This window comes from Mesorhizobium sp. WSM2561, assembly GCF_000513915.1.
Classification (GTDB): Bacteria; Pseudomonadota; Alphaproteobacteria; order Rhizobiales; family Rhizobiaceae; genus Mesorhizobium; species Mesorhizobium muleiense.
In genome coordinates, this window is the sequence record NZ_KI911325.1 from 212,603 (window position 1) to 221,107 (window position 8,505).

Consider the following 8,505-nt stretch of genomic DNA (forward strand, 5'->3'; position numbering starts at 1 on the left):
GCGCGACGCGCCTTGAAGCCGCACTGCCATCCGCGACGCCCGCTGTCATTAGCGACGGACCGCCGCGCCTGGCAAACAACGCGAGGCGCAGATCGAGTCGGTGTGCTCTCTGGCTACCATCCCTCCTAGACCAAATTGCTAGGGCCAAGTGAAGGAGTAAAAAATTTTTTACGTTTTATTAACCTAAATTAGTGAAGGCACACCTTTTCGGCGATAAACATTATTGACGGGGTAGTGCTGTCCAAGGTGGGGCTTGGGAAATCCCGAAGTTATAGTGAAGGCGACGCGAACAGAGCATCGTTTGCGGGAAATTGTATTTGCCTGCAGTACATCTCGTACTGATCGCGAAACGTTGGGTAGAGTTTGGGGAGTAAGTTCATGGTTCCGACAATTCAACTGGATAGCAAATCACCCGGTGCACTGGAATTCGTATCGCGCAAGGCCGGGAATGGAATACATCTTCATAGGCATGGCTTGACCGAATCCTGCCTGGCTCTGCTGGACGAGCGAGTGCTTGACCGACAATGTCTTGCGCAATGCCTGACCGCCTATGGCATCGGGAAGGAAATCCTGTCGTTCGGCTCGATCGAAGAGTGGCGGCATCAAGAGAATGCACTGTCGATATCGGCCATCCTGCTGAACGTGGGCAGCCGAAAGGTGACAGATGCAAGGACCGGCAGCGAAATCGCCGATCTCGTGAACGAGGCCCACCCGGTTCCGGTGGTGATTTTGGCCGATACCGACGATCTGGAGCAGATTCTGAAGGCGTTGAATTATGGCGCAAAAGCCTACATCCCTTCATCGATCCGTTTCGAGATCTGTGTTGAAGCCGTAAATCTTGTCCTTGCCGGTGGCACATTTGTCCCTGCAAGCAGCGTGCTTGCCCAGCACAAGGCAATCGACACAACCGTCGAAATGACAAGGCCCATGGCGAGTGTGTTCACGGAGCGGCAAGAAGAGGTCGTCCAGGCTCTCAGACGTGGGAAGGCGAACAAGATAATCGCTCATGAGCTCAACCTTCGCGAGAGCACGGTCAAGGTCCATATCCGCAACATCATGAAGAAGCTGAAGGCGACGAACAGGACGGAGGTCGTCTACAAGCTCAATGAGATGTTTCCTGGCGCCCACCTGTTGGGCAGATCGAGCTAAACGGTTGGCATCATAACAGTGGCGCGGCTGCATGCTCGAACCGGGACCCATCGGTGGCGATGCTGCTCGACCGTTGCAGTTCGCCGCTCTTTTTGTTGCAGATATGGATTGAAGCCATGCTAGACCGGCCGTCGGCGGCAATTGCTCACAAGCCATGGCTCGGGGCGGACGCACCGCAGGACTTTATCAGCCTCGCTGACGTTGTCTCGTTTGCTCGGCAGTATCTTTTCTCGATTCTGGCGTTCGTCGTCGCCGGAATCGTTTTCGCCACGTTCTACTTTGCAACCTCGGATCCGATTTATTCGGCGCGCACCCAGATCCTGATCGAACCGAAGATACCCAAAAACCTTCAGCAGCAACCCGCCGAAGTGAACCTGTCGCTCGATACCGCTCAGGTCGAGAGCCAACTTGCAGTTCTGCGCTCCCAGAAGATCGCGATGATGGTGATCGATGACCTTGGACTCATGGACAATCCAACTTTCGGAGATCTGGACGGTCCAACCATAGGCGAGAGGTTTCGCAGAGCCTGGATGAGCATCGTCGATGCCGGCGGGCTCCATGCCGGCAATGCTGCGCTGACGGATTTCTTCCATCGCGTGCTTCCCTGGCCGGATCGAATGGAGGCGAACAGCCCGCAGCTGGAATCCGAGCGTCGGCGTCAGGCGGTGGAGATGTTCAGCGATGGCCTGGATGTCCAGCGTGTCGGTGTCTCCTATGCAATGGACATCACATTCCAGTCTCAGGATCCGGCGTTGGCGGCACGCATCGCGAACGCCACGGCGGAAGCGTTCGTGCGCGAGCAAGTGCAAACGACAACCGCAACGGCTAGCGAAGGCATCGCATGGTTGGAAAGGCGGATGCGGGAGGTCGGTGATCAGATGAACCGGGCGACCCGGGTCGCCCAGGAGTTTCGCGCAAAACACGACTACAGCATCGGTCAGGACGAGACGTCCGTCGCCGGACAGGACCTCGCACACAGCGAAGGACAGCCAACACACCAGATTACGCTGGAGCAGTTGGAGGTTACCGCCGACACCTATCGAAAGATGTATGAGAGCCTGCTCGCGGCGTATACAAACTCGGTCGACCAACAGCCTTATCTGATCGCCGATGCTCGCGTCATCACGTCCGCGACGAGCCCCAAGAAGGCAAGTCGGCCGCGCAAGACGCTGATCCTCGCCTTTGGCGCACTTGCCGGGATGGTAGCTGGCATCGGGTTCGCCGTGGCGCGACGCGGGCTCGATCGGAACGTGAGGACCCCGCGTCAGATCCGTCGCGAACTGGGCCTGGCCTGTATTGGAGAATTGCCGCCGGTCAGCTTCAGGCGGGGTGGTTTTGGCCGGCTTGACGAGGTGCTCAGGAACCCGGACTCTTCATTCAGCGGCAGCCTCAGGAGCGTCAAGGCGATCATGGGCCTGGCCGGGGCCAACCCTTCAAGGCGTCGCATCGGAATTACATCCGTGTCCCCCGGCGACGGAAAGAGCACCATTGTAAGCAATCTGGCGGCGCTGTGTGGGGGAGCGGGCACAGCGACCCTCGTGATCAACGCCGACGATAAGTCGGCACTGGCCAACGAACGTCTCTTTTCCGCCGATTTCAATATGATCGATCGGGATTCCGGCAGTCCCAAAGACATCGGCAAGCAAATCCGATTTATTGAAAAGACATCGTTTTATTACGTGAAGAACGATGCGTCGAATTCGGCGAATTTGCTTGTTCCCGATAATATGGAGAAATTGCTGAACGAAGTTGGTAGTTACAGTATCGTCATTGTTGAACTCCCACCGTTTAGTTCAGGAGCCGAAGGGCTTGCTCTCTGCCCGCTTCTCGATGGCGTGATTGTGGTGGCGCAGTGGGGCGTGACGTCGCTTGATCAACTGGAAGACCTGACGCAGACACTCAAAAGCACCAATTCTTCCGTCCTTGGCGTGTTGATGACACGTGTTCGTACTGTTTCGGCTCGGCGTTACCGGAAGCGCGCAGGTCAGGCGCCGCGCTGACATCCTGTCCTCCTCGCGGTGGCGTCGAGCTAATGCATGTCGCGCAAAAGCATGCCCTCCGGCTCGAACCGAGGGTGCGCAGCGGTCTCGCGCGACGACGACATGCATCAGACAAGAACTTAAAGCGCGTCGCATGAATCCGTTCAAACGCGACGCGCTTTAGAGCCCAGCGGCAAGTCTCGACACCGCCCCGTCAATTCGACACTTGCCTGTCAAATTGAATCCGCGCCCCTTAGGGCGTCGCGAGTCGAACAATCGATTCCGATATCGTGCCAGGCATTGAACGGAGCAGCCATTCGTCCGTACCCGGCCTAGCAACTAAGTGGTAGCCCACGCTGCCAAACACCCCCGATCTACCACCTTTTCCCTGCTTGCCGGAGATCAACCGTCGTCGCCAAAATGCAAACGAAAAGTTGAAATCGAGCGCAAGCGGAAAATGTCCAACGTGATCGAAAGTAACCTGCGGCAGTGCGAAGACCTGGCTATTGAAGGCTGGGTTATACTGAGCGGCGCCAGGCCCGCCGCGACTTCGCTTCTTCCGCGCGAAAGCGACGCGGCCGCGAGATCGAATACGCCGGACCTTTCTTCGCCTCAAATCAACGCAAGCCATGACCATGGCGCCGTTCCGTTTGAGCCGGATATGCGCACGGCAAGCATTGAGGACGATGCGCGGAGCGAAAGCCGACAGCCGCTCGGCGGTTGGGCCAAGAGGCTGCTGGATCTGATGGTGGCCTCGACAGCGCTCATCCTGGCCGGTCCGATCCTGGTTGTGATCCCGCTTCTGATCAAGGCGACCACAGGCGGTCCGGTGCTGTTCGTTCACCAGCGCATTGGTTTCAATGGAAAGGCCTTCGACTGCTACAAGTTCCGCACCATGGTGCGGAATGCCGAGGAGGTGCTCGAACAGCATCTGAGTTGCAATCCACAAGCCGCCCAGGAGTGGGCGGCCAATCAGAAGCTGAGCTGCGATCCGCGTATCCTGTTTTTCGGAAAGATGCTTCGCAAATCGAGCCTGGATGAACTGCCGCAGTTGTTCAACATCTTGCGGGGCGACATGAGTTGCGTCGGCCCGCGTCCTGTCGTTGCCGACGAATTGCAACGCTATGGCGCCGCATCGCATGAATATTTGAAGACGCGGCCAGGACTGACCGGCCTCTGGCAGATAAACGGGAGAAACACGACCGAGTATTCGCATCGCGTATTGCTGGACACGCAGTACGTTCGGACATGGTCTCTACGCCGCGATCTTTCGATCCTGATGCGGACGATACCGGCCATGATGAAGTTCGATCAGACCTCCTGACCTTGGCTATATCAGGGGCACGGCAGAAACGGCCTCAAGCGATTGTCGCCCACGAGGGGTTGTCGCCCCACTCTATTGTCGCCTTGGGCGATGCCGCAGCACGGCAATTGCAAGGCCGACCAGGTAGGCAATTTGGGTGGCGACAACAAGATAAAACGTCGAGCGGATGGTGTTTGGAACAGACAGGTGAAGAAAACTGCCTACAGCGATGCTGCCGACGATCACCACCAAGGTCGCCACGATCAGCGCCGGCGCGCGCAACGTAAGCCCTATTGCCAGGGCAAGACCCGCAACGCCGACAATGGCAAGCAACACGTCGATCTCCTCCCTGGGTCAATCTACGCTGCGAGAAACCAACCTTGTCCCAAGGAAATCAGAGTCGCTCGTTTTTGTGAAGCCAACCATTTAGCTCAGCGGTTTCGGCGGCGCAGTCATGGTTTGGATCATTGATCGTCGGAGTGTGAAATGCAGGTTTCCGTCGTCGGGGCACTGATTTGCACGGGAATCCTGGCCCTCGTCGTCTGTATGCGCTGGTCGATGATCACTGCGCTGATTGCCTCGCTGGCGTTTGGTGCGACGGCAATCGGGACAATAACCTCCCTTGGCGGTTCATCGCCGCTTATCTTTACCGTCTTTGCTATGCTCGTGATACTAGCCGCGCTGGCTCGACGGGGAATCTGGAGGGAAATAGGAGCGGTCTTCCTTCGTATAGGTGCCGCATGGATCGTCTGCTTGCTGATGATCTATGTCTGCATCGGAGCGCTGTTGTTTCCGAGGCTCTTTGCAGGGCAGACGAGCGCCTTCGTCGCGTCCCGCACGGCCAGGGGCGTCTACGAAGCGGCCTTGGCGCCGGTGTCTGCCAATATCTCTCAGGCGGGTTACTTTATTCTGGGCGGGTTGACCTTCCTGGCGACCTGTCTGCTGCTTCAGCGCAGCGGCACGTTAGCGGATATCAGGCGGGGCTTCTTCCTATGGTTCAGCTTGCACGTGGTGATGGGCGTCCTGGATTTGCTAGGCAAGATGAGTGGCGCCGGTGACATCCTTGCTCCGATCCGCACCGCCAACTACAGCATGCTGACCCATGTTACCCAAGCCGGGTTTTGGCGGATTGCAGGGGCCTTTTCGGAGGCATCGGCGTTTGGCGGAGCATCGCTGGCGGGACTCGCGTTTACCTTTACCTATTGGCGAAAGACCGGATCAAAGCTTGCATTGGCGCTAGCAACGTCCCTGTTTATTCTACTGCTGCTGTCGACGTCATCGACCGCCTACGTCGGTCTTGCGATCGTGACCGTGCCTGTAGTCATTTCCATCGTGAAGTCGCTCGCTTCAGGTCGGCTGAGATCGGAGGAGGCACTGCTTGTCGCGTTTCTACCGCTGCTGCTCCTCTCCGGGCTGGCCGCAATTCTGTTCTACCCTCATGTCTTCGATCCTGTATTGCAGCTTGTCGACAGCACGGTGATCAACAAAGCTACGTCAGCCTCAGGTCAGGAGCGCAGCTACTGGAATTATAAGAGTCTGCAGTCCTTCTTCGATACGGGCGGGCTGGGGATCGGTCTGGGGAGTTCGCGGGCCTCGAGTTGGCCGATCGCGGTGCTTTCCCAGTTGGGACTGTTCGGCGCCGCGATGATGATAGTTTTGTTGGCAATGCTGGTCCGGGGACTGCGGGGTGGCCGCGGTCGCCTCGATCCCGATGTCGATGCGATCGGGTCGAGCGTCCGCGCTTGCGCCTTGTCGGCGCTCGTGGCCGGATCCCTGGCAGGTGGCAGCGCCGACCCGGGTATCGTATTCTTGGTTCCCCTTGCTGTCGTTCTTGTCAGCCGGATCCTGGTTGTTGAAGACGGCCGCGATACTCGGGCTCCATATCCCCACGGTGACGGCCAACTCGCTGAGGTAGGCTGACGGCTGCCAATCCTAGTGCAAGCACTAGGATTAGCCTGTGACGAAGCATCAGATCGAAGTGATCACGTCGAGGCCCCGGTCCGTTGACCCAGGCGCTGTGCTGGGCGCATGCACGTCGCAAGTTCTTCGTGCTCGCCGACATCATGGCAAGCGCGGCAAGGATGCCGCACCAATCTCCCCGATCGCCTTCGAGGCGGTCAAACGCATGGACGCACTGTTCGAAATCGAGCGTGACATCAACGGCCTTGCCGCCGACGAACGACTGCAACGACGCCAGCAGGCCGGCCGATCGCAGAGGCGCTTGAGGAATGGATGCGGACCGAGCGGGCAAAGTTGTCCCGAAGCTTCGTCCCAGCGCTTCAGCACATAGTCGATTGGCTCAGCAACCGGCGAAGCTTTGGCTGTTGCGGGCTCCGATCGTGGTGCCGGTCGGACCGCCTTTCATGGGCGACGCTGATCAAACCGCCAAGCTCAACGACGTCGATCCGCAGGCCCGACTGGCCGATATCCTCGCCCGCGTCGCCGACAAGTCCGATCACACCCGGCATGCCGCCGCCGCCGACCCGGCTGATGGCGGGGCTGGCGATCCTCAAGCACACCTTCAACCTGTCAGACGAGGTGCTGTGCGAGCGCTGGGTGGAAAACCCCTACTTCCAGTATCTGTGCGGCGAGGAGTTCTTCCGCCACGCACCGCCCTTCGACTTCTAGCCCTTACCTCGCATGGCTAAATTGACTTTCCTTGCGCCGTTTCCTCCACTGGCGGCGTGCGTGCGCGCTTCCAAGCTCATCGACAGGGGATGGCATGACGATAATCCAAACGGCCGAAAAGGCGCGTCACCATCGGTCGGTGCACGCGATTTTCAAAGGCTTGATGAACCCGCAGAACATTTCGGCTGTCGCCAAAATACTCGGACAATGCAACCGTCCAATTGATTTCCTCCGTCGCTACCTGTCCTTGGGCGGAGGTGAATACCCCGTGTCATACGTGATCTCGACACCCACCGGGAAGGCAAAGGTTACTGCGTTCAATGCCGACGACGTCATCACAATTAACGAGGTCTTCTTCCGTGGCGACTATGGAGACAGCAGGAAGAAGGAAGTCATCGTCGACTTTGGCTCGAATGTCGGAATATCTGCTATCTATTTCCTGACTAGGCACTCAGGCAACTTCGTCTACTGCTTCGAACCTCTGCCACAGAATATCGAGCGCCTCAAAAATAACTTGAAGGCGTTTGAAGGTCATTTCGAGCTCAATCCAGTGGCGGTAGGCTATGCTAACGGAACCGTTGAGTTCGGGTGGGAGCCATCCGGACGCTATGGCGGCATCGGCCAGCCTCTCGCCGACAAGATGACGGTTCAATGCGTGGATTCAAACAAGGCGCTTGAGAGGGTCATTAAAAAGCACAGTCGAATTGACTTGCTGAAGATCGATATCGAGATGCTCGAACGGGAGATCACCGAACGCATTCCAATGGAACTGTCCAGATTAATCGAGAGGATCGCGATAGAATGGCACTTTGTGAACAATCCATTGCCCGCAACGCATGAGATGGCTTGGCGGAGGCCGATTACGACGCTTGTTCGCCTGCCAACACTGTGATGGACTGACGCCTTTGAGGATTCCCACACGTCGCTTATAAGCGTTCTCGGAGTACCTCGTAAGGGTCTCGCCTTTGAAGGCACCACGAGGCCTCCGAAAGGTTATAGAAGCGCTTCCATTCATCCAGATTGGCTTCGAGATCGATGTCGTCCTTATAGGTCAGGAGCTGGTAGAACTCTTCCTGATCAGGGCGATGAGAGCGCTCGACCTTCCGTTCAGCTGTGGCGATGCCGGCTTGATGATAACCTTGTCCTTGACATGCCAGTGGAACCGGCCTGGAATGCATGCCCGTAGCTAGCACTTACGGAAGGAGAGGCCACCGGCAACGGTGCGCACAGCGTTTGGGACCGTCAGAAAATTCTGTTCGCGAGGCCATGATGATGTGAGGTGGCTTGAAAGCGACCGCACTCGGTGAAGGAACGGATCGCTAATACTTCGACCGCTCGTCGATGACGCGCTGGCGCAGCCGCATGGGCGAGGAGCGGATCGTCGCGCTTTTGCAGGGAAGCCTCAGCATTGCGGTCAAGACCGGGGCGATGAAGCCGACCGACACG

Annotated in this window: 7 protein-coding genes and 3 pseudogenes; 7 read left to right on the plus strand and 3 right to left on the minus strand. The window is 57.7% G+C overall.

Features of this window, described 5'->3' with window-relative positions:
• The first annotated feature begins 378 nt into the window (after nucleotides 1–378).
• The 3 genes from M727_RS39015 to M727_RS0135405 all read left to right on the plus strand — a co-directional run bounded on the left by M727_RS39015 (nucleotide 379) and on the right by M727_RS0135405 (nucleotide 4,452).
• Nucleotides 379–1,149 carry a response regulator transcription factor gene (locus M727_RS39015; protein WP_051505894.1) on the plus strand — a complete coding sequence of 257 codons (771 nt, stop codon included), beginning with the start codon at nucleotides 379–381 and terminating at the stop codon, nucleotides 1,147–1,149.
• A 59-nt stretch (nucleotides 1,150–1,208) separates the two neighbouring features.
• On the plus strand, nucleotides 1,209–3,149 hold the full coding sequence (locus M727_RS0135400; RefSeq protein ID WP_236388973.1) for a GNVR domain-containing protein: 1,941 nt from the start codon (nucleotides 1,209–1,211) through the stop codon (nucleotides 3,147–3,149).
• A gap of 436 nt (nucleotides 3,150–3,585) precedes the next feature.
• Nucleotides 3,586–4,452 carry a sugar transferase gene (locus tag M727_RS0135405; RefSeq protein WP_084647047.1) on the plus strand — a complete coding sequence of 289 codons (867 nt, stop codon included), beginning with the start codon at nucleotides 3,586–3,588 and terminating at the stop codon, nucleotides 4,450–4,452.
• A 72-nt stretch (nucleotides 4,453–4,524) separates the two neighbouring features.
• On the opposite strand, the gene M727_RS0135410 is transcribed toward M727_RS0135405, so the two are convergent.
• Nucleotides 4,525–4,767, minus strand: coding sequence for a hypothetical protein (locus M727_RS0135410; RefSeq protein WP_051505895.1), 243 nt, complete (start codon nucleotides 4,765–4,767; stop codon nucleotides 4,525–4,527).
• A 150-nt stretch (nucleotides 4,768–4,917) separates the two neighbouring features.
• Here M727_RS0135410 and M727_RS39020 point away from each other — a divergent pair, with 150 nt between their 5' ends.
• A complete protein-coding gene (locus tag M727_RS39020; protein WP_051505896.1) occupies nucleotides 4,918–6,351 on the plus strand; it encodes a hypothetical protein in 1,434 nt (477 codons plus the stop codon).
• 77 nt (nucleotides 6,352–6,428) lie between these two features.
• Nucleotides 6,429–6,693, plus strand: a pseudogene (locus tag M727_RS42185) (transposase); the annotation flags it as partial.
• A gap of 17 nt (nucleotides 6,694–6,710) precedes the next feature.
• Here M727_RS42185 and M727_RS42745 read toward each other — a convergent pair.
• Complete coding sequence (locus M727_RS42745; protein WP_027156455.1) at nucleotides 6,711–6,899, minus strand: hypothetical protein; 189 nt, start codon at nucleotides 6,897–6,899, stop codon at nucleotides 6,711–6,713.
• Between M727_RS42745 and M727_RS41270 the strand changes: the two are divergent.
• Both M727_RS41270 and M727_RS39025 read left to right on the plus strand, forming a co-directional pair.
• Nucleotides 6,892–7,053 (plus strand): annotated as a pseudogene (locus M727_RS41270) (transposase); the annotation flags it as partial. The gene M727_RS42745 and the pseudogene M727_RS41270 sit on opposite strands and share 8 nt — an antisense overlap.
• A 100-nt stretch (nucleotides 7,054–7,153) precedes the next feature.
• Nucleotides 7,154–7,951, plus strand: a complete 798-nt coding sequence (locus tag M727_RS39025; protein WP_051505897.1) for an FkbM family methyltransferase — start codon at nucleotides 7,154–7,156, stop codon at nucleotides 7,949–7,951.
• Between the two features lie 34 nt (nucleotides 7,952–7,985).
• On the opposite strand, the pseudogene M727_RS42190 reads toward M727_RS39025, so the two are convergent.
• Nucleotides 7,986–8,241: pseudogene (locus M727_RS42190) on the minus strand (integrase core domain-containing protein); the annotation flags it as partial.
• Nucleotides 8,242–8,505: the final 264 nt, after the last annotated feature.